Annotated in this window: 28 protein-coding genes; 7 read left to right on the top strand and 21 right to left on the bottom strand. The window is 61.9% G+C overall.

Annotated elements, in window-relative coordinates:
* Nucleotides 1-3: 3 nt before the first annotated feature.
* The 9 genes from BLW50_RS09990 to dctP all read right to left on the bottom strand — a co-directional run bounded on the left by BLW50_RS09990 (nt 4) and on the right by dctP (nt 7492).
* Nucleotides 4-825, bottom strand: coding sequence for a hypothetical protein (locus BLW50_RS09990; protein WP_090701110.1), 822 nt, complete (start codon nt 823-825; stop codon nt 4-6).
* Between the two features lie 125 nt (nt 826-950).
* A complete protein-coding gene (locus tag BLW50_RS09985) occupies nt 951-1772 on the bottom strand; it encodes an HD domain-containing protein (RefSeq protein ID WP_210186063.1) in 822 nt (273 codons plus the stop codon).
* An 84-nt stretch (nt 1773-1856) separates the two neighbouring features.
* Nucleotides 1857-2621 (bottom strand): class I SAM-dependent methyltransferase, encoded by a 765-nt coding sequence (locus tag BLW50_RS09980; RefSeq protein WP_090701107.1) that lies wholly within the window; start codon nt 2619-2621, stop codon nt 1857-1859.
* A gap of 76 nt (nt 2622-2697) precedes the next feature.
* Nucleotides 2698-3456 carry a type I methionyl aminopeptidase gene (gene map, locus BLW50_RS09975; protein WP_090701104.1) on the bottom strand — a complete coding sequence of 253 codons (759 nt, stop codon included), beginning with the start codon at nt 3454-3456 and terminating at the stop codon, nt 2698-2700.
* A gap of 1 nt (nt 3457) precedes the next feature.
* The gene (locus BLW50_RS09970) at nt 3458-3679 is read right to left on the bottom strand and encodes a ParD-like family protein (protein ID WP_090701096.1); all 222 of its coding nucleotides are present in this window, start codon (nt 3677-3679) and stop codon (nt 3458-3460) included.
* Nucleotides 3680-3771: 92 nt separating this feature from the next.
* Nucleotides 3772-4647 (bottom strand): alpha/beta hydrolase, encoded by an 876-nt coding sequence (locus BLW50_RS09965; RefSeq protein ID WP_170850085.1) that lies wholly within the window; start codon nt 4645-4647, stop codon nt 3772-3774.
* An 8-nt stretch (nt 4648-4655) separates the two neighbouring features.
* Nucleotides 4656-5954: a TRAP transporter large permease gene (locus tag BLW50_RS09960; RefSeq protein WP_090701089.1), complete on the bottom strand. Its 1299-nt coding sequence runs from the start codon at nt 5952-5954 to the stop codon at nt 4656-4658.
* 9 nt (nt 5955-5963) lie between these two features.
* Nucleotides 5964-6389 (bottom strand): TRAP transporter small permease, encoded by a 426-nt coding sequence (locus BLW50_RS09955; protein ID WP_090701085.1) that lies wholly within the window; start codon nt 6387-6389, stop codon nt 5964-5966.
* Nucleotides 6390-6496: 107 nt separating this feature from the next.
* Nucleotides 6497-7492, bottom strand: coding sequence for a TRAP transporter substrate-binding protein DctP (dctP, locus tag BLW50_RS09950; protein WP_170850084.1), 996 nt, complete (start codon nt 7490-7492; stop codon nt 6497-6499).
* Nucleotides 7493-7574: 82 nt separating this feature from the next.
* Here dctP and BLW50_RS09945 point away from each other — a divergent pair, with 82 nt between their 5' ends.
* Together BLW50_RS09945 and BLW50_RS09940 are read left to right on the top strand one after the other, a co-directional pair.
* On the top strand, nt 7575-8264 hold the full coding sequence (locus tag BLW50_RS09945; protein ID WP_090701079.1) for a GntR family transcriptional regulator: 690 nt from the start codon (nt 7575-7577) through the stop codon (nt 8262-8264).
* The gene (locus tag BLW50_RS09940) at nt 8264-8644 is read left to right on the top strand and encodes a RidA family protein (protein ID WP_090701076.1); all 381 of its coding nucleotides are present in this window, start codon (nt 8264-8266) and stop codon (nt 8642-8644) included. The genes BLW50_RS09945 and BLW50_RS09940 overlap by 1 nt, the downstream gene beginning before the upstream one ends.
* Before the next feature lie 216 nt (nt 8645-8860).
* Here the strand turns inward: BLW50_RS09940 and BLW50_RS09935 are convergent, their stop codons facing one another.
* The 8 genes from BLW50_RS09935 to BLW50_RS09900 all read right to left on the bottom strand — a co-directional run bounded on the left by BLW50_RS09935 (nt 8861) and on the right by BLW50_RS09900 (nt 17000).
* Nucleotides 8861-10975: a carboxypeptidase-like regulatory domain-containing protein gene (locus BLW50_RS09935; RefSeq protein ID WP_090701072.1), complete on the bottom strand. Its 2115-nt coding sequence runs from the start codon at nt 10973-10975 to the stop codon at nt 8861-8863.
* Nucleotides 10976-11061: 86 nt separating this feature from the next.
* Entirely contained in the window at nt 11062-12231 is a 1170-nt protein-coding gene (gene alr / locus BLW50_RS09930; protein WP_090701067.1) for an alanine racemase, read from the bottom strand.
* Between the two features lies 1 nt (nt 12232).
* Nucleotides 12233-13735 carry a replicative DNA helicase gene (locus tag BLW50_RS09925; protein ID WP_090701064.1) on the bottom strand — a complete coding sequence of 501 codons (1503 nt, stop codon included), beginning with the start codon at nt 13733-13735 and terminating at the stop codon, nt 12233-12235.
* A 262-nt stretch (nt 13736-13997) separates the two neighbouring features.
* The gene (gene rplI / locus BLW50_RS09920; RefSeq protein WP_090701061.1) at nt 13998-14561 is read right to left on the bottom strand and encodes a 50S ribosomal protein L9; all 564 of its coding nucleotides are present in this window, start codon (nt 14559-14561) and stop codon (nt 13998-14000) included.
* A gap of 12 nt (nt 14562-14573) precedes the next feature.
* On the bottom strand, nt 14574-15563 hold the full coding sequence (locus BLW50_RS09915; protein WP_090701058.1) for a YybS family protein: 990 nt from the start codon (nt 15561-15563) through the stop codon (nt 14574-14576).
* A gap of 92 nt (nt 15564-15655) precedes the next feature.
* Entirely contained in the window at nt 15656-15892 is a 237-nt protein-coding gene (rpsR, locus tag BLW50_RS09910; RefSeq protein ID WP_090701054.1) for a 30S ribosomal protein S18, read from the bottom strand.
* A complete protein-coding gene (gene rpsF / locus BLW50_RS09905) occupies nt 15892-16320 on the bottom strand; it encodes a 30S ribosomal protein S6 (RefSeq protein ID WP_090701050.1) in 429 nt (142 codons plus the stop codon). Before rpsF ends, rpsR begins: the two co-directional genes overlap by 1 nt.
* A gap of 224 nt (nt 16321-16544) precedes the next feature.
* Entirely contained in the window at nt 16545-17000 is a 456-nt protein-coding gene (locus tag BLW50_RS09900; RefSeq protein WP_090701047.1) for a MarR family winged helix-turn-helix transcriptional regulator, read from the bottom strand.
* A 116-nt stretch (nt 17001-17116) separates the two neighbouring features.
* On the opposite strand from BLW50_RS09900, the gene BLW50_RS09895 reads away from it, so the two are divergent.
* Together BLW50_RS09895 and BLW50_RS09890 are read left to right on the top strand one after the other, a co-directional pair.
* Nucleotides 17117-17491, top strand: coding sequence for a cupin domain-containing protein (locus BLW50_RS09895; protein WP_090701044.1), 375 nt, complete (start codon nt 17117-17119; stop codon nt 17489-17491).
* Between the two features lie 172 nt (nt 17492-17663).
* A complete protein-coding gene (locus tag BLW50_RS09890) occupies nt 17664-18629 on the top strand; it encodes a Bug family tripartite tricarboxylate transporter substrate binding protein (protein ID WP_090701042.1) in 966 nt (321 codons plus the stop codon).
* 122 nt (nt 18630-18751) lie between these two features.
* Here BLW50_RS09890 and BLW50_RS09885 read toward each other — a convergent pair whose 3' ends face one another.
* The 4 genes from BLW50_RS09885 to BLW50_RS09870 all read right to left on the bottom strand — a co-directional run bounded on the left by BLW50_RS09885 (nt 18752) and on the right by BLW50_RS09870 (nt 21368).
* A complete protein-coding gene (locus BLW50_RS09885; protein ID WP_090701039.1) occupies nt 18752-19171 on the bottom strand; it encodes a hypothetical protein in 420 nt (139 codons plus the stop codon).
* A gap of 182 nt (nt 19172-19353) precedes the next feature.
* A complete protein-coding gene (locus BLW50_RS09880) occupies nt 19354-19797 on the bottom strand; it encodes a VOC family protein (RefSeq protein WP_090701036.1) in 444 nt (147 codons plus the stop codon).
* A gap of 38 nt (nt 19798-19835) precedes the next feature.
* On the bottom strand, nt 19836-20339 hold the full coding sequence (locus tag BLW50_RS09875) for a VOC family protein (RefSeq protein ID WP_090701033.1): 504 nt from the start codon (nt 20337-20339) through the stop codon (nt 19836-19838).
* Between the two features lie 45 nt (nt 20340-20384).
* A complete protein-coding gene (locus BLW50_RS09870) occupies nt 20385-21368 on the bottom strand; it encodes a PDR/VanB family oxidoreductase (protein ID WP_090701027.1) in 984 nt (327 codons plus the stop codon).
* 165 nt (nt 21369-21533) lie between these two features.
* Here BLW50_RS09870 and fabD point away from each other — a divergent pair, with 165 nt between their 5' ends.
* From fabD to BLW50_RS09855, 3 genes are all read left to right on the top strand, one after another.
* The gene (gene fabD / locus BLW50_RS09865; protein ID WP_090701023.1) at nt 21534-22481 is read left to right on the top strand and encodes an ACP S-malonyltransferase; all 948 of its coding nucleotides are present in this window, start codon (nt 21534-21536) and stop codon (nt 22479-22481) included.
* Between the two features lie 55 nt (nt 22482-22536).
* Nucleotides 22537-23274 carry a 3-oxoacyl-[acyl-carrier-protein] reductase gene (gene fabG / locus BLW50_RS09860; RefSeq protein ID WP_090701020.1) on the top strand — a complete coding sequence of 246 codons (738 nt, stop codon included), beginning with the start codon at nt 22537-22539 and terminating at the stop codon, nt 23272-23274.
* 282 nt (nt 23275-23556) lie between these two features.
* On the top strand, nt 23557-23796 hold the full coding sequence (locus BLW50_RS09855; protein ID WP_090701016.1) for an acyl carrier protein: 240 nt from the start codon (nt 23557-23559) through the stop codon (nt 23794-23796).
* Nucleotides 23797-23838: the final 42 nt, after the last annotated feature.

The raw sequence follows: 23838 nt of genomic DNA, 5'->3' as shown, positions 1-23838 counted from the left end.
CCGTCAGAGGAAATTGTTCGGCCAGATCAGGCTGCGCCACATATGCGATGATGGGCTGTCGTCGTAGCCCAGGCCTTCTTCTGGTTGGCGGAAATGGCGGCCGATGATGTCGGTGAAATCGTCGAGATCAACCTTGGCGTTGGGATCGAACGAATAAAGATCGTTCAAGGTCACCAGCCGCGCCGACATATACCACTTGTGATTGCGCGCCTGTTCCGCCGCCCGTTTCACATAGGGCGGCGGTACGTAATCCTCGCCGAAGGTGCGCGTGTAGAGTTCGGGATATTCATAACCGACGCTCGGGTCGGGGAAGAAGCGCAGCGCCTGGTGATAGCGGATGGACCAGGAGGTCTCTTCGTCCACATAGGGCTCGATCATCTGCGCGCCATGATAGCCGTGATCGGTGCGGATGTAGCAGGTGACGGCGATGTCATGCAGCAGGCAGGCGAGAACGAGCTTTTCCGGCAGCCCGTTCTTGCGCGCCAGATTGGCGCTTTGCAGCAGATGGTTGTTGTGTGGATTGTTCAGCATGACGCGCTTTTTCAGATAGTCCATCAGCGTCGGCTTCTCGGGCATCGGCGGCAGGCGCGGCTCGTCATGCATCAAGTGCAAGCCTTGGGAGCGCGGCAGGCCGCCTTTGCCGAAGGCATCAATATTGCCGAACCAGGGAATGGCCACATGACGATCGAGCACGCCCATCATGGCGTGTTCGAGCAGTTCGTCCTTGGCCTCGTGATCCATGTCTGGCGTGACTTTGGCGGTGGCGATCTTGCCGGCCTCGGTGACGAGATCGTCTTGCGAGATGATCGGTGTGACGTTCTGCATGTCTCACTCCCTTTGGTTCTTGCTCTTGGATTTTGCTCTTGGTCTTCTTCCTTATGACAAGGCGCGACACCTGAGGGATGCCGCGCCTGCCGTGAACCTGGTCGTCGCCGCTGCGCGGCTGATCGCTAAAGGAAGTTGTTCGGCCAGATCAGGCTGCGCCACATATGCGACGATGGGCTGTTGTCGAAGCCGAGACCTTCTTCCGGCTGGCGGAACGTGCGGCCGATGATGTCGGTGAAATCGTCGACATCGACTTTGACGTTAGGATCGAACGAATAGAGGTCGTTCATCGTGACGAGGCGCGCCGACATGTACCACTTGTGATTGCGCGCTTCGTCATAGGCCTGCTTCACATAGGCCGGCGGCACGTAATCCTCGCCGAACACGCGCGTGTAGAGTTCGGGATATTCATAGCCGACGCTCGGATCGGGGAAGAAGCGCAGCGCCTGATGATAGCGGATGGACCAGGAGGTCTCCTCGTCCACATAGGGCTCGATCATCTGCGCGCCATAATAGCCGTGATCGGTACGGATGTGGGCGACGACGGCGATGTCGTGCAGCAGGCAGGCGAGAACGAGCTTGTCCGGCAGGCCGTTCTTGCGCGCCAGATTGGCGCTCTGCAGCAGATGGTTGCCGCCGCGCTTGCTCAGGAGCAGGCGCTTTTTCAGATAATCCATCAAGGTCGGCTTTTCCGGCATCTGCGGCAGCCGCGGCTCGTAATGCATCAGGAACTTGCCGCCGGCCGGCGCCGGGCCGCCCTTGGCGAATTCTTCCACATTGCCGAACCAAGGAATGGCGACATTGCGATCGAGCACGCCCATCATGGCGTTCTCAAGCAGTTCGTCCTTGGCGTCGTGGCTCATGCCCGGCGTCACTTTGGCGGAGGCGATCTTGCCGGCTTCGTCGACAACCTCATCCTGCGATTCAAGTTTAGCGGCGTTTTGCATGGTTCCACCCGTTCAAGATGTTATTGTCCATTTTTAGCCCAATTCCAGATGGCCGGCCAGCCGCTTCCGAAGCTGCACCGTTGCCTATTCGACAACGGCAAAACGGGGGTGCGGCGTCAGCACAATCGCCACCCATTGCTCCCATTGCGAGGCCGCCTCGAAATGCCATTCCGGGAAACTCGCCAGCAGATCCTGCTCGTAAAGCGCGGCAGCCTCGTGGCGGCACAGCATGAATTTCGGCGCTGCAACAATGTCTTCCCGGTCGATCACGCAGAAGACGCGCATGTCGGGATGCTTTTGCAGCCATTCGTAGACGGCGACTGTGAGCAGGGGAAATCCCGGATGCAGCATGTCGTCGAGGCAGATCACCCCCTTGGGGTGCATCACCGCATAGGCGAGGTCGAGATCGTGGGTCAGGGCCTTCGGCGTGTGGTCGCCATCGACGTGGAAGAAACGCACCTGACCGCCAAATTGACCACCGAGCGGGCCAGAGATGTCGGCGCTCGTCAGGTCAGCGCTGTTGGCTGTGAGAACGCTCATGTCGGCGGTGCGCACGCCGAGCCGTTGCATATGGCTCATCAGCTTGTCGCGCACCTTCGGGCTCGGCCATTCGAACGTATCGATACCGACACCCCGTTCGCCCGGCTGTAGCGCCAGCGCCATGGCGATGAAGAACCGGCCTTCGAAGGTGCCGATCTCGGCCATGTGGCCAGCGATGCCGAGTTGGCTCTGCCGGTTCATCACATGGGCGGCGATGATGGCCGCGAACTGCGACGACATGCCAAACACGCTGTCGTAGTCATGGTTCACGTAACGATCGACAGCGGCAATCCCTGATCCGTATTTCATGGTCCCCCTCACTTTTGTGATCAGGACCCTAGCGCGTTTTGCCGTTTGACGTAATCGTCAAACGCCGCAATCGGGATCAGGTCCCATCGCCGCGCAAGGTGAGCACCTCGACGCCGTTCGCCGTCACCGCGACGGTGTGCTCGAATTGAGCGGACAGTTTCCGGTCCTTTGTCACCACCGTCCATCCGTCTTGTTCGGTCACAACCGTGCGGGTGCCCTGGTTCACCATCGGCTCGATGGTGAACACCATGCCCTCCCTTAACGTCAGGCCGGTCCTTGGCTGGCCGAAATTGAGCACCTGGGGCTCCTCGTGCATCTCCCGGCCGATCCCATGCCCACAATAGTCCCGCACGACTGAATAGCCGTTCTTCTTGGCGTGGCGCTCGATCGCAAAACCGATATCCCCCAGATGCGCGCCCGGACGCACCTGCTTGATGCCTTGCCACATCGCCTCTTGCGCCACGCGCACCAACTTCCGCGCCGCCGGCGGCGCATTGCCCACGAGATAGGTCTTGCTCGAGTCCGCAATGAAACCGTTCTTCTCCAGCGTGATGTCGAGATTGATGATGTCGCCGTCCCGGATGATCTCGTTCGGATCGGGCACGCCGTGGCACACGACATGGTTGATCGAGCAGTTCAGGACATATTTATAGCCGTATTGCCCCTTGCTCGCCGGCCGCGCGGCAAGATCCACCGTGATGAATTGGTCAACCAGGTCGTTGACCTGCATCGTCGACATGCCGGCAAGATTTTGCCCATCCAGCATCTCGAAGACAGAGGCCAGCAACTTGCCGGACGTTCGCATGAGCGTCAGCTCGTCGGCGGTCTTGACCATTTCAGGCGACCAGCGCGCCAGCCACGCGGACTTGCGCGACCTGAACTTGCGCGCCCTCGAACTGCATCTTCACGATGTCATTGAAGGACAGTGTCGGATTTGCCTCGGCAAGCATGCCGATCTTCATCCAGAATTCGGCCTGGGCATTGATCGACCGGCACATGACCGTGCTGGCGCGACGGACCTCTTCGTGAAGCGCGTCGTCAATTTTCACAATACCCATCGAATCCTCAGCGTAAGGTTGCAAGATACGAACCATATATGGTTCGTATCTTCGTATTCAATGAGGCGGCAGCAAAAATTGGCGCGACGCGATCAGGTCTGCCCGGCGATCCAGCGCGAGAGAACGCTGTACCAGGGATGGCCGGCATTCTGCAGCACCAGATGCGTATCAAAGTGGTCGAGCCCGGCGAGCCTCATGCTGTCGAAGGATATGCCCATGCTGCTCAGGGCAGCCGCCATCTTTGCGTTCGAGGCTTTGACGCGCTGTGAATCGTGCTCGCCCCAGGCGAGCAGCAGCTTCATGCGCAGGTCCGCCGCATAGGTCACAGGGCTGGCAGCGACGTCATCGGCCGGGTTGGCGAGGACCGTGCTGTAGACGGCAGCTTCCAGGCTCTCAGGCGCGGGATTGGCCTGCACGAGATCGAGGATGCCGCTCACGGGCAGGATGCCGCGCAGCTCCTTGCCGATGCGGCCGCGCCAAAGGTCACGGCGCAGACCGACCATGGCCGCGAGATGTCCGCCGGCCGAATGGCCCCCGACATAGATGTGATGGGCATCGCCGCCGAAGTCACCGATCCGTTCCTTCACCGCCGCCAATGCATCGAGACAATCCTCGAGATTGACGGGGAAGCGATGGGCTGGCGCCAGGCGATAGGTGGGGCACACAAGAATGGCGCCGGCGGCCGCGACGGCGGGCGCCATGAAGCCTCCCCATTCCTTCCAGCCGACGACCCAACCACCGCCGTGCAGGAAGACCAGGACCGGCAAAGCCTGTGTCACGCCCTCGGGCGCGAAGACATCGAAGCGCTGCCAGGGCTCCGGTCCCCAGGCGATATCGCGATGGGAGACGATGCCCGGCATCGGTTGGGCTGAAAGGCGCAGCGCCGTGTCCGAATAAGCTTCCGCTGCTTTAACAGGTGGTGCAGGTTGACGCTCGAGCGTGAAGCCATGCAGCGAGATCGTGTCCAAAACCATCCTCAATTGTGGATCAAGCCGGCCATACGCGGCAGCCACAGCGCCACTTCAGGGACGAGGGTCACGAGCAACACGACGCCGAGCGTCGCCATGATGAACGGCGGTACTTCACGGAAGATTTCCGATAGCGGCGTGCCCGTCAGTCCGCTCATGACGAAGAGCAGCAGCCCGTGCGGCGGCAAGGTCAGGCCGACCATCATGTTGAGCACCACGACGATGCCGAAGTGAACAAGATCGATGCCCAGGCTCTGGGCGATCGGCACCAACAGCGGCACGATCACCAGAAGAATAGTCACCTCGTCGAGCACGACGCAAAGCATGAACAAGAGAACGTCGACGCACAGCAGGAATACTGTCGGCGAGAAGTTCCACTTGATCAGGGTCGCTTGGATGAGCTGCGGCACGCCTTCGTTGGCGACCGCATAGTTGAACACAAAGGCGCCGGCCATGATGAGCGCGATCATCGATGTCGCGCGGATCGTGTCGGAGATCACTGTGAAGAGCAGGCGCAGGCGCAGGGTGCGATAGACGACCAGGGCAAGAAGCAGGGCGTAGGTGGCAGCGATGGCGGCTGCTTCCGTCGGCGTCGTGATGCCTGAATAGATCAGGCCGAGCAGGATGCCGGGCAAAGCCAGGGGGGCTGCGGCGTCGCCGAAGATGCGCGGCATCGCCGACCAGCTCACACGCTCCTCGCGCGGAAAATTCCTGATCCGCGAGATGATGGCGATGACGATCATCAACGATCCCGCCAGCAGGATGGCCGGGATGAGGCCGCCCAGGAACATCGCGCCGACGGAGGCGTTGGCGATCAGGGCGTAGAAGATCATCGGGATCGAGGTCGGCATCAGCGGGCCGAGCGTCGCCGAGACGACGGAGGTGGCCGCCGCGAAGCCCCTCGGATAGCGGCCGTCCTTGGACATCATGCGCGCGATGACAAGGCCAGGCCCCGAAGCATCGGCGACGGCGCTGCCGCTCATGCCTGAGAAGATCAGATTGGAGATGACGTTGACCTGGCCCAGACCGCCGGGCAGGTGGCCCACCATCGCGGCGCCGAACCGCAGAAGGCGCTCGATCACGCCGCTGGCGTTCATCACATTGGCGACGAATAGGAACAGCGGCACGGCGATGAGCAGATAGCTGTTATAGAGCCCGTTCATCGTTTGGTCGACGACGAGACCGACGTCCTGATGGGTGACGATCAGATAGGCGAAGCCGGAGACGAGCATCGATAAGCCGAGCGGCGCGCCGAGCGCGGCCGCGAGCGTGAAGACGCCGATGAGAATCCAAAGACCGTGCGACATGGGATGCGATCAGATGCGGCTGCGCCAGTAAGGCGTGCACAAGATGAAGAGGCTGGTGATCGAGCGGATCGCAACGGCAATCAGGAAGATGCCGAAGCAGGCGTAGATATAGTCGAGCCGCAGATCGAGGACGGGCGTGCGTTCGCGCCACAGGAACAGGATGTAGTCGAGCGAGCCGGGCAGGGACCAGATGACGAGACCGCCGACCAAGAGATGCCGGACGATGGCGATGACACGCTTGCCGCGATCGTCGAACCATCGGTAGAACAGATCGAAGTTGATCTGCTCCTGCTCGCGAATGAGGAAGGCGCTCACCCAGAAGATGATCCAGATGAACAGGATCACCGACACCTCATCCGCCCACACCGCCTCTTCGTGGCCGATGTAGCGGGTGATGATCTTGTAGTTGAATATCAGGAAAACGAGCGCGAACATGATGTTCGCGATCCAGCTGGCGATCGTGCGTAGCCACGAGAGGATCGTGGCTACGGTCGGCGGGAGTGGGAACGCGGCTGGTGCGCTGGACGGAGTCACGGCGGTGTTCAGGCGGACTGCACGCGCTTCAGGCCCTGGAGATCCCAGGCTTTGGTCGCTTCAGCGCCGGCATAGGCGCGGTCGGCGGCCTCGCGGAACAGTTTGAGATCGGGTGTCTCGACCACGAGCCCACGCCCCTTGATCGTTTCGACGATGGTCTTCTCGTCGTCGAGCCGCGCCGTGTCGCCCCAGGTCGCGGCCGCCTTCGCTGCGGCTTCCACGACCTTCTTCTGATCGGGATTGAGCTTGTCCCAGACCGGCTTGGCCATCGCGAAGAACACCGGCTGGACGACATGGGAGGTCAGCACCACCTGTTCGGAGACTTCAAACAGCTTGGCGGCGCTGAAGATCGACAGTGGGTTTTCCTGGCCGTCGATCGTGCCCGTCTTCAAGGCGAGATAGACTTCGGGCATGCCGAGCGGGATGGGTGCGACACCCAAGGTGCGCCCGAGCAGCAGCCATTCCGGCCCGGCCGGCATGCGCAGCTTGGTTCCCGAGAGGTCGGTCGGGCCTTTGACGCCGCGCTTTTGCCGCAGGCTGACCTGCCGCGTGCCCAAATAATGCGTGGCGAGAATTTCGATGCCCATGCGGGCCGCCACGGTCTTGCGATAGTCGTCGCCGATGGGGCCGTCGAAGGCGCGGCGCAGATGCGCGTGATCGTTGAAGAGATAGCCGCGGTTGAAATAGCCGAGTTCCGGGACCTGCTGCGCGACCTCGAACGTGGTCATGCTGCACATTTCGAGATTGCCGCGCTGGAGCGCCGGAACTTCCGTGCCCTGGCGGAAGAGGGTCGAGGCGGGATGGACGCTGAACTGGATCCCGGCATTGGCGGCTTCGAGATCGCCCTTCATCCGCTCCAGCGCCCGATTGAGGAAGTCGCTCGGCGGGGCAGCGGTCGACACGCGGATGGTCGTCGCCGACTGAGCTTTGGCGTTTGTCATAAGAGGAATGGCGCATGCGGCCGATGCCAGCCCGGCGGCGAAAGTTCTGCGTGTCTGCCTCATTGACCACTCCCGATAGTGTCTTGTCATGAAATGAACAGGATTATATAAAATATGAAAACTTTCATATGTAAAGGGTGATTCTGTGAGCACAGTGCCTGAATCGCAGACCGACGCTGCCTATAAGCAGCTCAGACTTGGCATTCTGCGGGGAGACCTGCAGCCAGGCGACCGACTTCGGGCCGCCGATCTCCAGGAACGCTTCGGGCTAGGCCTCACCCCGATTCGGGAGGCGTTGACGCGCCTGTCGGGCGAAGGATTGGTCGAAGCCGAATCCCATCGCGGCTCGCGCGTCTCAGGCGTCTCAGTGGAGGAACTGGACGATCTGCTCGAAGTGCGCATGGACGTGGAGGCGTCGTGCCTGCGCCGTTCGATCGCGCGCGGTGACGCGGCCTGGGAGGCCGAGATCATCGCCGCGATGCATCTTCTCTCGAAGGCGCCGCTGCCCACCGGGCTGCACGATCGCGACGTCGTCATCGAATGGGAGACGTGCCATCGCCGCTTTCACTTCGCGTTGGTTGCCGCCTGCGGTTCGCAATGGCTGCTGCGTTTCTGGAATGTCCTGACCGATCATTCCGAGCGCTATCGCTCGATACGTCTCTTCCGCCACGCGAAAAGCGAGGCCGCTGTGCGCGACATCAACGGCGAGCATCGGGCGATCATGGAGGCCGTGCTGGCGCGCGATCCGGAGCGTGCGATCGAACTGATGCGCGAGCATCTTCAATCGACAACGACCGCCGTCAAGAATCTGATGATGGCTGTGGAGAACGCTTGATGGGCCAGCATGTCGAAACCGGATTGCCGACGCCGCCTCAGCCCTTCTCCTGGGCGATGCAGCATGGCGGGTTTTTGTTCACGACCCACGGCCCGGTCGATCCCACGGGGAAGATCCTGCAAGACGGGATCGAAGCGCAGACGCGGCTGACCTTGGATAATCTCGGTCGCGCGCTGTCCGCCGGCGGCTGCTCTTTCGCCGATGTTTTGCAGGTCACCATTTATCTCATCGATGTCGCCGACATGGCCAAGGTCGACAAGATTTACAGCGACTATTTCTCCGCGCCTTATCCGGTGCGCGCCAGCCTCATCGTTGCCGGGCTCGTCGCACCAGGCATGCGCATCGAGTTGAACGCCGTAGCGGCTAAATCGAAGGCCTGAAACTCTTATAGCGTTTTGCAGTTTGAGCAGGCTGTTGAAAAGCTCTCAGTGTCATTCCCGACGCGCCGGAGGCGCGAGCGGGAATCCAGAGCGAGCGGTAAAGCGGTGCCGCGTGTCGAACTTGTGTTTGTTCCGGAGATTCTACCGCTTGCTCTGGATCCCCGCTCAGCCGCTGCGCGGCTGTCGGGGATGACACCAAGGTTTTTACACATCCTGTCACCGCGCCAGTGGATCGGGGCGCAGCTGGAAATGCGCGGCCAAGGGGCGTGAGCCTTTGCCGCCTTCGATCAGCCAGGGCGTGCGGTCGCCGTTAGCAGCCCATAGGCCACGGCCTTTCCAGCCGGCGTTGGCATCATCGATCCGTCCATCGAAACCCTTCGCATAGAAGCCGAGCGGATAGGGTACGCGCAGCACCACCCATGTGCCGTCCTTCAAGGCGAGAATGCCGTCGTTGAGATTGCCCGTCGACATCGGTACGTCCTCGCCCAGGCCAAAGGTATTGTGCTGATCGACCCAGGAGTAATAGCTCGCCTCGGCGCTGTTGCGGCCGATGCCGTCAAAGCCTGGACCAGGATATTGATAGAGGGTCCAGCCTTCGGGGCAATGATCGCCTGTTGCCTTCGGTCCGTTCAGCGGCCCTTTGCATTTGCTGCGATCGAAGGCGCCGAGATGGCCGCTCGCCAATGACACCCAGACAACGCCTTTCTTGTCGATGTCGCCGCCGCGTGCGCCGAAGCCCGGCGCCGGCACATTGTAGATTTCAGCCAGCGTCGTGTTGGGATCGGAGCCCGGGTTGAGGCGCACGATCGCACCGGGATAAGAGCGATAGGTGCCCCACACCGAACCGTCGGTGACATTGGGCATCACCGCATACAAGCCAGCGACGATGCGCTTGTCCTTGGTCGGATCGATGGGCTGGTTCGGTTCGACATAATCGTCGCGTTTGCCATTGCCGTTGGTGTCGAGGATCAGCGGCGTCCAGCCTTGCGACTTCACCTGGTCGCCGGTCTCATCCAGCATCTTGGTATTGATCCAGCCAACCACGGGGCCACCGCCCGACGTCCATAAGGTGTTGTTGGCGTCATAGCCGAATTGCAGATGATGGGTGCCGAAGCAGGTGGCGATGGCTGTGTATTTCTGCGTCTTCGGATCGAACACGGTGACGCGGCGGTTGCTGCGTTCGAGCGGAAACACTTTCGCCGACGGATGATCGGAGCCCTTCTTGCAGAAGTCGGGATTGTCGGGCCCTTGTCCCGTTGCCGACAGCCACAAGCGGCCTTTCTCATCGAACATGCTGTTGTGGTTGTTGGCCTTGGTGTCCCAGATCTTCTCCATGCCCCAATAGTGCGAGGCTTGCAGCGGTTCCTTCATCGCCGCATGGCCGGGGCCGAGCGCCTCCGGCGTGCCGGGTGTTGTTGGCAGATGGAAGGATGTTGCCGTGTTGCGCACCGGATCCATGATCGGCATGTCGTCGGAACTATATTCCGGCGAGCCGTAGAGCAGCCCATTGGCATTGACGGTCGGATTGCGCCGGTCGCTCGAAATCAGATCGTGCAGATATTGTTTCTCGTTCATCCAGTCGCGCAAAGTGACGACAATGTTGCGCTCGACGCCTTGCGGGCGTGGCGGTTGTGTCGCCGGCAATTCGCCCTTCGCCACGCGGTCGGTCCAGTCGCCGAAGTATTTGAACGGCGCGCCGCCCAGTTCGCCGGCCATGATGTTGACCATCAATTCGCCAGCCTGGCCCGATTGGATGCGGCGCATCCAACCGTCGGCGCCCGTGCCGAATTCCTGTGGGATCGTCCGCGTCGAGAGCTGCCCGATCTGATGGCAGCCGATGCAGCCGTTGTTTTTGATGTCGTTGAGCCAATAGCCCAGGGACACTTTTGCGGGGATGTCATCTGACTTGCCGTTGAAAGCATCCGCCGGCGGCAGCCTCAGCATCGAGTACCAATAGATCGCCGGATAATAGTGCGCCGCTGCTTGCGGCGTCGGCGCGATCACTGCCGTATGATTCACGATCTGGCCTGGGTCCGATTTGATCTTGTTGGAATCGATCAGACCATAGCCGCGCACCCACACGTCATAGGTGGCCTTCGGCAGATCAGGCACGAGATAGCGGCCTTGATCGTCGGTGACGACGATGCGGATGAAACGGATCGGCAGATCGCGCGTTTCGGCGATCACCCAGACGCCGGCTTCCGGACCTTTGGGCCCGGTGACGGTGCCGCCGATATCGGTCGGGCCGGTCTGAACTTGGGAAAAAGCCAGGGACGCTGAACATAGAACCGCAGCAACGGCGTAGATCATCATCGAGCGCAGGGACCGCATATCAACCCTCCCGCATCTGACCAAAATGGCCTTGCCGGTTCTGCGCCGGCCTTGGGCTCAAGTCTGATGGCGGGGAGGGGCGCTCGTCAAGGGCGGTGATCTAGATCGTTCTGCGCATAGACCCGGTGATAGCGCCGCCCAAGCGATGTCAGGATTTCGTAGCCGATCGTCTTTGATCGCGACGCCAGATCATCGACGGTGATGACGTCGTTCAATAGTTCAGCCTCGATGCCCGGCGCCAGCGCCGGGTCCGTCACGTCGGTGACATCGAGAACGATAATATCCATCGAGACACGGCCGGCGAAAGGACAGCGCGTGCCAAGCACCAGGGCTTCGCCGCCGGCTTGCGCTTCGGTCGCCATCGCGTTGCGCGGAATGCCATCGGCATAGCCGACGCCGATCACGGCCAGGCGCGAGCGGCGCTTCGCCGTCCATTGCGCATTATAGCCAACGGTCTCGCCGGCCTCGATGTCGCGAATTTGCAGGATCGGCGCGCTCAGGCGCACGACAGGCCGCATCGGATTGGGCTGATCGGGAAAGGGATTGCCGCCATAGAGCGCATAGCCCGGCCGCACCAGATCGAAGAACGGCCGTTGCGGCAGAAAGATCGCCGACGAATTGGCCATGCTGCGGGCAATGCCCGGCAGGCGCGCTGTCGCCCGTTCAAACCGCTCGATCTGCCGCTCGTTCAACGGATCGTCGAGATATTCCGAGGAGACGAAATGGGTCATGACCAGGGCCGGCGATAGATCGCGGATTTTCTCAGCCAGGGTTTCGGCCTGGATCACGCTCAGGCCGAAACGGTTCATGCCCGTATCGATCTGCACGGCGCAGGCGGGCCGCGCGCCATGTCGGGGATGATAGCCGGTCCAGAGGCGCAATTGCTCTGGCGAGGCGATCACCGGCCGGATGTCGTCATGCGCCAGCGCGGCTAGGGTTTCGGTGTCGTCTAGGATCCCGTTGAGAACATAGATCGTCAAACCAGGACCAACGGTCTCGCGCACGCGCAGCGCTTCGCTGAGATGGGCAACGAAGAAGGTGCAGCAGCCGGCGGCTGCAAGCGCGCGGGCTGCTGGCGCGATCCCGATGCCATAGGCGTCGGCCTTGATGACAGCGGCACATTCCGCCGACGCGGCACGGGCGGCGAGCAGGCGCCAGTTGGCGACCAGCGCGTCGAGATCGACATGCAGGGTCGCCAGCGCTTCTGCGGCGGGGATGGATGGGGTGAGGGGCGAGCGGGTCATCGCCGCAGCCATATCACATCCGTTCGGGGAGAGAATCCTCGCGGGCCAGATTGCCGAAGCGTGTCAGCTCGCCCTCGAAGGCGAGGTCGACCGTGCCCGTTGGACCATGGCGCTGCTTGCCGATGATCACTTCGGCGCGGCCATGGGCTCGCTCCATCTCGGCCATCCAGTTGATATGTTCCTCGGTCCCGGCGCGCGGTTCGCGGTTCTTGAGATAATATTCCTCGCGATAAACGAAGACCACGACGTCGGCGTCCTGTTCGATCGAGCCGGATTCGCGCAAGTCGGACAGTTGCGGCCGCTTGTCGTCGCGGTTTTCCACTTGGCGCGAGAGCTGCGAGAGCGCGATGACCGGAACGGCCAATTCCTTCGCCAGGGCCTTTAGGCCGGTGGTGATCTCGGTCAATTCCTGCACGCGGTTGCTGTTGCTCGACTTCGAGCCCGACAGCAGTTGCAGGTAGTCGATGACGAGAAGATCGAGGCCCTTCTGGCGCTTCAGGCGGCGGGCGCGCGCGGTGAGCTGGGCGATGGAAATGCCGCCGGTGTGATCGATGTAGAACGGCACCGCTTGCATCGCGCGCGCGGCTTCCGAGATGCGATGGAATTCCTGATCCTGAATGTCGCCACGGCGGATCTTGTAGGAGGGCACGCCCGACTGCTCGGCAATGATACGAGTGGCGAGCTGGTCCGACGACATTTCGAGAGAGAAGAAGCCGACGATGCCGCCGTTGCGCGCCACATGCGAGCCATCGGGCTTGACGTCATATTCGTAAGCCTTCGCGACGTTGAAGGCGATATTGGTGGCCAGTGCCGTCTTGCCCATGCCAGGACGGCCGGCGAGCACGATCAAGTCGGACGATTGCAGACCGCCCATCTTGTGATCGAGTTCGGTGAGGCCGGTGGAGATACCCGATAATTTGCCGTCGCGCTCATAGGCCTTGGCGGCCAGGTCTATGGCATGGGTGAGCGCGTCGGAGAATTTCTGGAAGCCGCCGTCATAGCGGCCTTGTTCGGCGATTTCGTAGAGCCGCCGTTCGGCCTCTTCGATCTGCACGCGTGGCGATGCATCGACCGGCGAGTCATAGGCGACGTTGACGATCTCCTCACCAATGTTGATCAGGTTCCGGCGGATCGCCAGATCGTAGATCGTGCGGCCGTAATCCTCGGCGTTGATGATGGTCGTGGCTTCGGCCGCGAGACGGGCCAGATATTGCGGCACGGTGACGCCGCCGAGATCGTGATCACCGAGGAAGGTCTTCAGTGTGACGGGCGAGGCGAGCTTGCCAGCGCGAATCAGTTGCGCCGAAACCTCGAAGACACGGCGATGCAGCTCTTCCGAGAAATGCTCGGCGCGCAGGAAATCCGAGACGCGATCGAAGGCGTCGTTGTTGACGAGAATAGCACCCAGAAGTGCCTGTTCGGCCTCCACATTATGCGGGGCGGTACGGAAGTTTATTGAATCTGCTTGGTCCGTCGACGCATCGAAACGGACCGCCAATTGACCGACGGCAGCCATTCATTCCTGCAATGTGAAAGAGACGCCACGCACCGGCGCGACGATCTAAAGCGCCGTTCTGCCGGTAGCATTAGGAGTGACACAAATACGGCAGGGGCGCGAGGCTAAGCATAAATGATTCCCTACGGTCTGGCAGCCGTGCCCGATTCTCACAGGGTAAAAATATAAGCCCGCCGTGTTCTTGACTCCCGGGACCAAGGTTTCGCAACGAAAAACGCCCGCGCTTGTGGCGCGGGCGTTGTGTTCGACGTGAGTCGAAAAATTAGGCGTCGTCGCCGCCAGCTTCGGCCAGCGCCGCGCCGACTTCGAGGCCGAGCGATTCCATGCTCGTCTCTTCGCGGGTGACGAGCTCTTCGCCACGGGCCTGACGCTCGGCTTCTTCCGGCGAACGGGCGATGTTGAGGGTGATCGAAGCTTCGACTTCCGGATGCAGGTGCACCGGCACCTGATGCAGGCCGATGCTCTTGATCGGGGTGAGCATGACAACCTGGTTGCGGTGGACGCTGATGCCACCGGCGGTGATCGCATCGGCGATGTCGCGCGTCGCGACCGAGCCGTAGAGCTGGCCGGTTTCACCCGCCTGGCGGATGACGATGAAGGTCTTGCCGTCGAGGTTTTCCTTGACCTTCTCGGCTTCGCTCTTCTGTTCGAGGCTGCGGGCCTCAAGCTGGGCGCGCTGCGATTCAAAGCGCTTCTTGTTGGCTTCGGTGGCGCGCAGGGCCTTGCCTTGCGGCAGCAGGAAGTTGCGGGCATAGCCGTTCTTGACGCGAACCTGCTCGCCCATCTGGCCGAGCTTCGCGATACGTTCAAGCAGAATGACGTCCATGTTGAATACTCCTTAGGTGGTCTGTGCGCCGGAGGCCGGCGGGATGTTGCTTCGTTTTCTGATGCTCATGAGCATGTCGACAAGCCCGACGACCGCGAGAAGCGGGAGCGGCAGCGGGAAGAGGATGAACATTGAAACATAGAGCAGGGTGAGCATGGTCGAGCGCACCCGCGATGGCCGCGAGGCATAGTGCAGCGAGGCGAGGCCCTGGAGCACCAGCGCGATGCTGATGGACGCCAGGATGACATAGCCGCCGATACGCAAAAATCCTTCCGGCAGCAGCAGGATGACGCCGGCGCCGAGCGCGTAAAGCGTCGTGCGGGGCAGCACCAGGTTTTCCGGCACATTGACCCAGGGGCGTCCACGCTCCGACATCCGGGCGACCCGTCCGGCCAGCCACAGATTGAGCGCTGTCGTCGCCACCGTCCAGGCGGCGAAGATCGGTGTCATCGCCAGCACGAACACGCGGGCCAAGCCTTCGGCGTCGAGCCCGGCGGGCAGGCTGCTGCCGCCGCGGCTGAAGATCGCCTCGATGAGGGGCTGCATGCGCCGCGACGCTTCCTCGAGAAAGGCGTCATAGGAGCCAAAACGGTACCAGGCCATCAAAATGCCGGCGATCGACATGGCGGCGGCCAGTGCCGTGATCCAGGCCAGGAGCTGGCCGAGCGGATACCAGACGAGACCATCTGGGGTGGCGCCAGATTCGCCGTTCGCGGCGGGGCGAGCCAGCCAGGCGAGGCGGGTCAGCCACCAGGCGGGAAAGGCAGCGGTGAGGGCGAAAGTGGCGGCGAAAATTTCGTCAAGCGCCAGAAGCAGCGCGGCGGTGCCAGCGAAAGCGGCGCCAAAGGCCACGGATGGGCTGAAGGCCAGTCCGGCGATCATGATCGGCAGAGCCGCGAAGATCGCCAGGATCATCGCCAGGGCCGAGCCTTTTACAGGAATGTAAAAGAGCAGGGCGGCTGCGAGGCCGGCGCCGATGGCTATGGCAATACGAGAAATCATGAAGCGCGCTGTCCCGCATCCTTGGCGGTTAGGGCGCGATCGGCTTAGCCGTCGCGCCCAACTGGCGGCCGCTTAAGGGCGGCCGCTGGGTTTTACTTGATCACGTAGGGCAGCAGACCCAGGAAGCGAGCGCGCTTGATGGCCTGGGCCAGCTCACGTTGCTTCTTGGCCGAAACGGCCGTGATACGCGACGGGACGATCTTGCCACGCTCGGAGATGTAGCGCGACAGCAGACGGGTGTCCTTGTAGTCGATCTTCGGCGCATTCGGGCCCGAGAACGGGCAGGTCTTGCGGCGACGGAAGAACGGACGGCGCGGTGCGGTAGCCATTAGAAAGCGCCTCCTTCAGCGGCAGGGGCGTCATCACGCGGACGACGGGGCGGACGGTCGGGGCGCGGGCCACGGCGATCGCCGCGATCGTCACGATCGCTGTCTTCGCGCTTGCGCATCATCGCCGACGGACCTTCCTCGAGCTCTTCGACGCGGATGGTCATGAAGCGCAGGATGTCTTCATTGATCGCCATCTGGCGTTCCATCTCGGTGATGGCGGCCGGGGGCGCGTCGAGGTTGAGCAGGGTGAAGTGGGCCTTGCGGTTCTTCTTGATACGGTAGGTCAGGGATTTGACACCCCAATATTCGACCTTGCCGACGGTGCCGCCGGCAGTGGTGATAATCGTCTTGAATGCCTCGGTGAACCCTTCGACCTGTTGGGCCGTCACGTCCTGCCGGGCAAGAAAAATGTGCTCGTACAGAGCCATCTGATTGCCTTTCTCTTTTACTCGCAATTTCCGGCGCGGAGCCCTTCGAGCCCGGAGAGAGGCCCGACGGAACGCAATCGAAGGCGGAGACACGGGAAGACGGAGGGAGACCTCCTGCTGCGGGTGCAGCCTTCCGTTCAGCCCCCGGCCGGAAGCTTTGCGAAGCGCGCTTTCTACACGGATTCCCTGTCGATGCAAGCAACGGAGGGGCGAAAACGGCGCGATCAGGCCGAATCTTCGCCCGCATCCGGCGCCAGGTCGCGCAGCGTATCCATCAGCGCATCGAAACGGGCGGTGCCAAGCTGCTGGCGCTGGGCCGCCTCGATCTCGCGCTTCACTTCGTTCGCCGCATGGGCGGCGGCGATGCCCTTGGGCGTAAGGGCGATGATCCGGCCGCGATTGTCGCTGGGATCGGGCCGGCGCGACACGATCTCTTCGGTCGCCAATTCATCGATGATCTGTTGAACTGCCTGTTTTGTCAGGCCTAAACGGCGCACCAGGCCACTCTGTCGAATGCCGTTGTCGCCGATCTGGGCGATCATCGAAGCGCGCCCCTCCGTGTACCAGGAGAGACCGCGCGCATTCATCCGGCTATCGAATTCCGCCTTCCACAGGCGTGCCGCCCGCCAGAGGCGCCAGCCCAGGTGATCGATCAGCTCAGGAAGTTTTTCGTCAACCATCTTGACTAATGTCGCTGCGGGTCATAATTGGTCAATGAACTAGACTATCTTGCCTGCTTAACCCGCCAGGGCCAAGCGCGCAAATGGACAAGTGCGCAAATACAGGAGCGACGATCATGAGTCTCATCACCGCCGAAGCCGCCCCGCGTTTTGAAATGCACGGCGCCGAATTCACCGGTCTTGCCGCACCGAGTCGGGGTGCCCGCGAGACCAGCGTCTGGCGGGTCCGCATTGCCGCCGGCACCAAGGCGGTGACCCATCGGCTGACGCGCGAGGAGGTTCTGGTGGCTCTGGCAGGGCGGGCGCGGGTGACGCTCGGCGGCGAGCAGTTCGATTTTTCGGCGGGTGCCGCGGTCATCGTGCCGCCGGATACGGATTTTGCCTTGGCGAATGAAAGCGCCGAGCCCTTCGAGGCCGTGGCCATTCTGCCGGTCGGTGGCTTGGCGCGCGTGGGCGACGCCGCGCCGTTCACGCCGCCCTGGGCAGTGTGAGCCCAAGAAACTTTTTATATTCCAGACTGGAATGAAAAGAATATTTTACATTTCAAACCCTTATCGCCAATTTTGCTGAAAGACACAGCGGCGGCGTTGATCGGATTCGCGCCGCTCAACACTGTCCCGAGCGCCCTCGTCGATAGGGCAGCCGGCAATTGGAGGGGAAGCGATGGTGGGGGTAAGGGCGCTGCTCGTTGCAGCATTCACGACGATGGTCGCGGTCAGCACGACGGCCGCTGATTGGCCCTCACGCCCGGTCAAGATCATTGTGCCGTTCGGCGCGGGGGGGCAGTCGGACATTGTCGCGCGCATCATCGCGCAATCGTTCAGCGATACGTTCAAGCAACAGTTCTTCGTCGAGAACCAAGGTGGCGGCGGCGGTGTCATCGCCTCGAAAGCCCTGGTGCGAGCCGAGCCCGATGGCCACACCCTGATGATCACCGGCATGGCGACCAATATTCTGGCGCCGGCTTTGCAAAAGGATATCGGCTTCGACCCGATCGGCGACTTTACCCATATCGCCTATATCGGCGGTTCACCCAGTGCCTTCGTCGTTCATCCCTCGACGGGGGTGAAGACCTTCGAAGACTTCATGGCCTGGGCCAAAACCGTGCCGGACGGCATTCAATATGTCTCGCCGGGCGTCGGCTCCGGCAGCGGTTCCGTGGCCGAGTTCTTTGCCGCCAGGAGCGGAATCCAGCTCGTTCACATTCCACACCGGGGCGGTAGCAGCGCCGTCGCGGATCTCGTGGCCGGTCACGTCAAGATGGGCAGTCTGACCTGGTCGACCGTGCGCGAGCATATCAACGCGAAGACGCTCATTCCCATCGCGGTCTCCTCAGGCGAGCGGATTTCCGACTTCCCTGCGATCCCGACCTTCAAGGAAAAGGGCTATCCCGACGTCGTCACCACGGTCTGGCTGTCGCTGTCCGGCCCGCGCGGTCTTCCCGACGACATCACCAAAAAGCTGAACGCGGAACTGAACCGGATCATCCAACAGTCGCCGCTGGAGGAGCATCTCAAGCGCGATGCCTTCGACATCCAGCTGATGACCCCTGCGCAAGTGACGCAGCTGATGAAATCGGACTATGAAAAATGGGTCCCCGCCATCCGGCAGGCGCTCAAGATAAAATAGGCGCGAAGCTGGCTGGAGCAAATTGCGTTTCGAGAGAAACGCAATTTTGCCTGGGTGCACGTCATTGCGGCATTTGCCTTAAGGCAAATGGCAAAGCGCTACAGCGCTTGAGAACTCGCTGATCAGCCGGCCCAGACGCCAATCTCGCCAGAGGGATAGATGCGCCAGGACTTCAGACCGGACTTGGCCACCACCGTGCGGCCTTCCTTGGCCTTCATGACCAGGAACTTGAACATCTGCGGGTTGCGCCAGGCGAACGGCGTCGAGGGATCGACCACGGCCTGGTATTCACCGGACTCGTCGTCTTCCATCAAGATGGTGCCGACCTTATCGGGCCGCAGGTTGGCGCCGATCGAGCGCTCCATCTTCCAATCGCATTCGAAGTCCTGGCAGACCTCGGGGCGCTTCAGATAGATCTTGCAGCCGACCCCGAGCACGCAATTGCTGCACAGGATGCCGGCATCCTTCTGGAAGTGATCAATCACCAAGATCTTGCAGCATAAATTGCAGGCGCCGCAGCCTTTTCCGGGTATGTCGCCCATCGTTCAGTCCTGATCGCCATGCGCCCGCGGGCGCGAATCGCTTGCGCGAATCTCTTCGCGCAAGATGGCCATTGTGCCGTGCGGATGCCAGGCCATGCAATGCCATCTATGGTGATTCAAGGCATATATCGGGCCAAAAGCGATCAGTGAAGGCAATCAGAGCGCGTGATTGATGAAGACGATCAAGCCGGTAGATGGTCGCCCTTCTCGAACAGCGCGTCGTAATGGGCCTGGTTCAGCGTGGTGATCTCCCACCATGAGCCGTCCTGATCGAGCAGGCGAAAGGCCCGGATAGGCCCGTCGTTACTGACCGGGGTGATCTCGCGGATGCCGAACTCTTCGCGGTGAACCTGGGCCGCTTCATAGGCATCATCGACCTCGGCGGTGGTGCGCACCGACAGCTTGAAGTGGTTCTGCTGGCCCTGGATCTTGGCATCGCCCTCGACACAGACGCAGACGACGGACCAGGGGCCGCCCTTCCACAGATATTGTGCTTCCGGCAGGGGGCGCACCACGTCGATGCCAAGGAACTGGCCAAGGAACCGGCGTGTCTTGGCCATATCGGCGCATTCGACCGTGCCGTGGGAGAAGGATTGCGTAGCGATAAGCGGCTGTGTCGCGGTCATGGGGTTCTCTCCTGAGGCTCTGTTCAGTCTTGCTCGGTTCAATCTTTGACTTGGTCGCCGCGATCGCGGATCGAGGTGTAGAGCAGCTCGTGTGTGCGATACTCGACCTCCCACCAATTGCTGTCGGCATCGACGAAGTAGAAGGCATAGGAGCCATGGCGGAAGCGCGGCTTCTGCACCCGGCCCAGACCATATTCGGCTTTGGCCGCATCGACCCGCTTGTGCGCCTCGTCCACTGCCGCCTGGCTCTCGACCAGCACACCCCAGTGGTTGAGCATCTCTTGCGGCACGTCGATCGTGTCGGCTTGCCGGGCTTCCAGCACCCAATAAGGCTTGCCATGCAGGGCCTCGCCCGGCTTGTGGCCGCGTTCGCGCGCCAGCAGCACGCCAGGCTCGGGGCTGACGCATTCAAGCCCGAGGACGTTCTCGCACATGCGTCGCGCACGCGAGAGATCCTTGGTGACGAATGTGCCGCAGACGATGGATGTCGGCTGGATGATCGGTTCGGCAACAATATCGGCGACTTGCTGTACGGCTGTCATGGGTTCCCTCCTTGAATGCTTGGTACAAATGAATGCAGTGGTCGGCTAAAGGTCGAGCACCAGCGTCTGGCCGGGCAGGGCGCGGGACACGCAGACCTGCATCTCGGTTTCGCGTTCCTCGTCGGTCAGCACGTCGTCGCGATGATCGACGCCACCGCTGATGACACTGGTGCGGCAGGTGCCGCATACGCCTTCGCGGCACAGGGTCTTGATGCGGAAGCCTTCAGCCTTCAGCACATCGAGGATCGATTTGTCGGCCGGCACGGTGAAATGTTTGCCGCTGCGCTGCAGGACGATCTCGAAAGGCGCATCGGAGCTGCGCGGCGCCGTGTCATCCTCCGCGCCCCGGAACAATTCGTAATGCACGCTGCCTTTCGGCCAATGGCTTGTCGTCTCCCGCACCGCGCGGATCAGCCCGGCTGGCCCGCAGACATAGGCATGTCCACCGGAGGTGCGGTCTTGCAGCAGGGTTGCCACGTCGAGCCCGCGCGCCGGATCGCCGCCATCGAGATGCAGGGTGAAGCGATCGGGGAATTCCGCTTCGAATGTTTCGACGAAGGCGGCCATGTCGCGGCTGCGCGCGCAATAATGGATGTGAAACGGCGCCTGGAGCGCCGCCAGCCGCCGCGCCATAGCGAGAATTGGCGTCACGCCGATGCCGCCGGCGATGAGCAGATGATGCTCGCCCGCTTCATTGAGCGCGAAATTGTTGAGCGGCGGCGATGATTCGAGAATGTCGCCCGTTTGCAGATGGGCATGGATCCATTCCGAGCCGCCGCGGCTGTTTTCCTCGCGCTGCACGGCAATGACATAGCGGTGCGTTTCGCGTGGATCGTTGATGAGCGAATAAGAGCGCGCCTCGCCATCGCCGATCTGGGGAATGTCGATGTCGAGATGAGCGCCAGCGGCGAATGCGGGTAGGGATGCGCCTGATGGATCGACCAGTTCGATGGCCTTTATCCGCGCCGTCGCCTCCGCGATGCTTGCGACTTTCAATTGCATGTTGAGCCGTCCCTCCGCCGCCGCCATGTCCTCCCAGCGCCGACGATAGGAGACTAGAGGGTGTATTTCTAAAAGTAAACTATAGAGGGCAGAATTATTTTAAGCGGCCCGGCGCATTGACGTCGCCCGGCTCGCCGCCTTGACTTGACCCGGCCTGCGATGCCACTCGCAGCGGACTTTTGGGGACAAAGCATGAGCATCGCATTTACATTCCCGGGCCAGGGCTCGCAGGCCGTCGGCATGGGCAAAGCGCTCGCCGACGCATTTCCGCAGGCCGCAGACGTTTTCGCCGAGGTCGACGAGGCGCTGTCGCAGAAATTGTCGACATTGATGTTCGAGGGGCCGGAAGGGGAACTGACCCTGACCGCCAACGCCCAGCCGGCGCTGATGGCCGTCAGCCTCGCCGTGGTGCGGGTGCTGGAGGCCGAAGCCGGGCTCGATCTGGCGCGTGACGCCCAATTCGTTGCTGGCCACTCCCTGGGGGAATATTCGGCGCTCGCCGCCGCTGGCACATTCACCCTGGCTGACGCGGCGCGCCTGCTGCGCCAGCGCGGCGATGCCATGCAGAAGGCCGTGCCGGTCGGGCAGGGCGCCATGGCGGCGCTGCTCGGCCTCGATTACGAAACCGGCGTGGCCGTGGCTGCGGAAGCGGCCGGCCCGAACGAAGTCTGCCAGATCGCCAATGACAATGGCGGTGGACAAGTGGTGGCCTCCGGCCACAAGGCCGCTGTCGAGCGCGCCGTCGAAATCGCCAAGGCCAAGGGCGCGCGCCGCGCCTTGATCCTGCCGGTGTCGGCCCCCTTCCATTGCGCGTTGATGCAGCCCGCTGCTGAGGCGATGCGCGAGGCTCTGGGCTCTGTCACCGTCCGTCCGCCGAAAGTGCCGCTTGTCGCCAACGTGCTGGCAGCGCCGATCAGCGATCCCAATGAAATCCGCGCCCGGTTGGTCGAGCAGGTGACCGGCACCGTCAGATGGCGTGAATCGGTGGCCTATATGGCCAGCGAAGGCATCACCACCTTCTACGAACTGGGCGCCGGCAAAGTGCTGTCGGGCCTGGTCAAGCGCATCGCCGAAGGCGCGTCGGGCATTGCCATTGGCCAGCCGGTCGATATCGAGACCTTCAAGTCGCGCCGTCCTTGATCATCAACGATCTCGGGACCCATTTCGATTCCTGTATCCATTTAAGGAGTATCCCATGTTCGACCTGACCGGCATGAACGCGCTGGTGACCGGCGCCACCGGAGGTCTCGGCGGCGCCATTGCTCGCTCGCTCCACGCCCAAGGCGCGGTGGTCGGCCTGTCGGGCACCCGCACGGAGGCGCTTGAGGCGCTGGCCGGCGAGCTTGGCGAGCGCACCCATGTCCTGCCGTGCAACCTTGGCGATAAGGAGCAGGTCGAGGCGCTGGTGCCGGCGGCCGAAAAAGCGATGGGGCAGGTCGATATCCTCATCAACAATGCCGGCATCACCCGCGACGGCCTGTTCATGCGCATGAAGGACGAGGACTGGGACACGGTGCTCGCCGTCAATCTGACCTCGGCTTTCCGGCTCTCGCGCGCCGTGCTGCGTGGCATGATGAAGCGCCGTTTTGGCCGCATCATCTCCATCACCTCGATCGTCGGCGTCACCGGCAATGCCGGCCAGGGCAACTACGCCGCCTCGAAGGCTGGCATGATCGGCATGACCAAATCGCTCGCCGCCGAGGTCGCCAGCCGCACCGTGACGGTCAATTGCGTCGCCCCGGGCTTCATCCGCAGCCCGATGACCGAGGTGCTCAACGACAAGCAGAAAGAGGCGATCATGGCCAGCATTCCGGCCGGCCGACTCGGCGAAGGAGACGACATTGGCGCCGCTGTTATCTATCTAGCAAGCCGCGAAGCGTCCTATGTGACGGGCCAAACCCTGCACGTAAATGGTGGTATGGCTATGATTTAACTCGGTAATACTCGATATTGCCGAGCTGCCCTCTAATTTGCGCCGCCTCTCGCCTTGGAAAACGAAGTATGCTACGAGCGCGCAATTCCGCCGGTCTGGTTGGCGGTGCATTGTCCTCTCAAGACAGGCGCCACAACTTTTGTTAGAAGGATCGTCCCGCGGGACAGATGAGGCCGGTTAAGGTAATGGCGGATCGGATTGGCTGACGACGCGTTTGGTTTCGCGGGTCGGTTGATGGGCAGGTCGCCAGACAGTTTCTGAAATTAACGGGGAAGTTTGAAAATGAGCGATGTCGCCGAGCGCGTGAAGAAGATTGTTGTGGAACATCTTGGTGTTGATGCCGATAAGGTAGTCGACAATGCCAATTTCATCGATGACCTCGGCGCGGACTCACTCGACACTGTCGAACTCGTGATGGCTTTCGAGGAAGAGTTTGGCGTTGAGATTCCCGACGATGCCGCTGAGACGATCGTGACGGTCGGCGACGCCATCAAGTTCTTGGATAAGGCCCAGTCGGCCTAAGTCTCGTGGCCTGAGCAATCGGGCACGTGGCTGCCGTCTCGG

Origin of the sequence: Beijerinckia sp. 28-YEA-48, assembly GCF_900104955.1 — a bacterium.
In the GTDB taxonomy this organism is placed as follows: domain Bacteria; phylum Pseudomonadota; class Alphaproteobacteria; order Rhizobiales; family Beijerinckiaceae; genus Terripilifer.
This window is presented reverse-complemented; position numbering and strand designations above follow the sequence as displayed.

Coding starts and splice junctions, on each gene's coding strand:
- BLW50_RS09960 (WP_090701089.1), bottom strand. CDS start 5,954: ATGTCGCACGGTCTTTGGATTCTCATCGGCGTCTTCACGCTCGCGGCC.
- BLW50_RS09915 (WP_090701058.1), bottom strand. CDS start 15,563: ATGATTTCTCGTATTGCCATAGCCATCGGCGCCGGCCTCGCAGCCGCC.
- BLW50_RS09985 (WP_210186063.1), bottom strand. CDS start 1,772: ATGCAAAACGCCGCTAAACTTGAATCGCAGGATGAGGTTGTCGACGAA.
- BLW50_RS09870 (WP_090701027.1), bottom strand. CDS start 21,368: ATGGCGGCGGCGGAGGGACGGCTCAACATGCAATTGAAAGTCGCAAGC.
- BLW50_RS09880 (WP_090701036.1), bottom strand. CDS start 19,797: ATGACCGCGACACAGCCGCTTATCGCTACGCAATCCTTCTCCCACGGC.
- BLW50_RS09990 (WP_090701110.1), bottom strand. CDS start 825: ATGCAGAACGTCACACCGATCATCTCGCAAGACGATCTCGTCACCGAG.
- fabG (WP_090701020.1), top strand. CDS start 22,537: ATGTTCGACCTGACCGGCATGAACGCGCTGGTGACCGGCGCCACCGGA.
- BLW50_RS09955 (WP_090701085.1), bottom strand. CDS start 6,389: ATGTTCGCGCTCGTTTTCCTGATATTCAACTACAAGATCATCACCCGC.
- rplI (WP_090701061.1), bottom strand. CDS start 14,561: ATGGACGTCATTCTGCTTGAACGTATCGCGAAGCTCGGCCAGATGGGC.
- BLW50_RS09895 (WP_090701044.1), top strand. CDS start 17,117: ATGAGTCTCATCACCGCCGAAGCCGCCCCGCGTTTTGAAATGCACGGC.
- BLW50_RS09890 (WP_090701042.1), top strand. CDS start 17,664: ATGGTGGGGGTAAGGGCGCTGCTCGTTGCAGCATTCACGACGATGGTC.
- BLW50_RS09885 (WP_090701039.1), bottom strand. CDS start 19,171: ATGGGCGACATACCCGGAAAAGGCTGCGGCGCCTGCAATTTATGCTGC.
- BLW50_RS09855 (WP_090701016.1), top strand. CDS start 23,557: ATGAGCGATGTCGCCGAGCGCGTGAAGAAGATTGTTGTGGAACATCTT.
- BLW50_RS09935 (WP_090701072.1), bottom strand. CDS start 10,975: ATGCGGTCCCTGCGCTCGATGATGATCTACGCCGTTGCTGCGGTTCTA.
- BLW50_RS09925 (WP_090701064.1), bottom strand. CDS start 13,735: ATGGCTGCCGTCGGTCAATTGGCGGTCCGTTTCGATGCGTCGACGGAC.
- BLW50_RS09900 (WP_090701047.1), bottom strand. CDS start 17,000: ATGGTTGACGAAAAACTTCCTGAGCTGATCGATCACCTGGGCTGGCGC.
- BLW50_RS09970 (WP_090701096.1), bottom strand. CDS start 3,679: ATGGGTATTGTGAAAATTGACGACGCGCTTCACGAAGAGGTCCGTCGC.
- alr (WP_090701067.1), bottom strand. CDS start 12,231: ATGGCTGCGGCGATGACCCGCTCGCCCCTCACCCCATCCATCCCCGCC.
- fabD (WP_090701023.1), top strand. CDS start 21,534: ATGAGCATCGCATTTACATTCCCGGGCCAGGGCTCGCAGGCCGTCGGC.
- rpsR (WP_090701054.1), bottom strand. CDS start 15,892: ATGGCTACCGCACCGCGCCGTCCGTTCTTCCGTCGCCGCAAGACCTGC.
- BLW50_RS09980 (WP_090701107.1), bottom strand. CDS start 2,621: ATGAAATACGGATCAGGGATTGCCGCTGTCGATCGTTACGTGAACCAT.
- BLW50_RS09940 (WP_090701076.1), top strand. CDS start 8,264: ATGGGCCAGCATGTCGAAACCGGATTGCCGACGCCGCCTCAGCCCTTC.
- dctP (WP_170850084.1), bottom strand. CDS start 7,492: ATGAGGCAGACACGCAGAACTTTCGCCGCCGGGCTGGCATCGGCCGCA.
- rpsF (WP_090701050.1), bottom strand. CDS start 16,320: ATGGCTCTGTACGAGCACATTTTTCTTGCCCGGCAGGACGTGACGGCC.
- BLW50_RS09875 (WP_090701033.1), bottom strand. CDS start 20,339: ATGACAGCCGTACAGCAAGTCGCCGATATTGTTGCCGAACCGATCATC.
- map (WP_090701104.1), bottom strand. CDS start 3,456: ATGGTCAAGACCGCCGACGAGCTGACGCTCATGCGAACGTCCGGCAAG.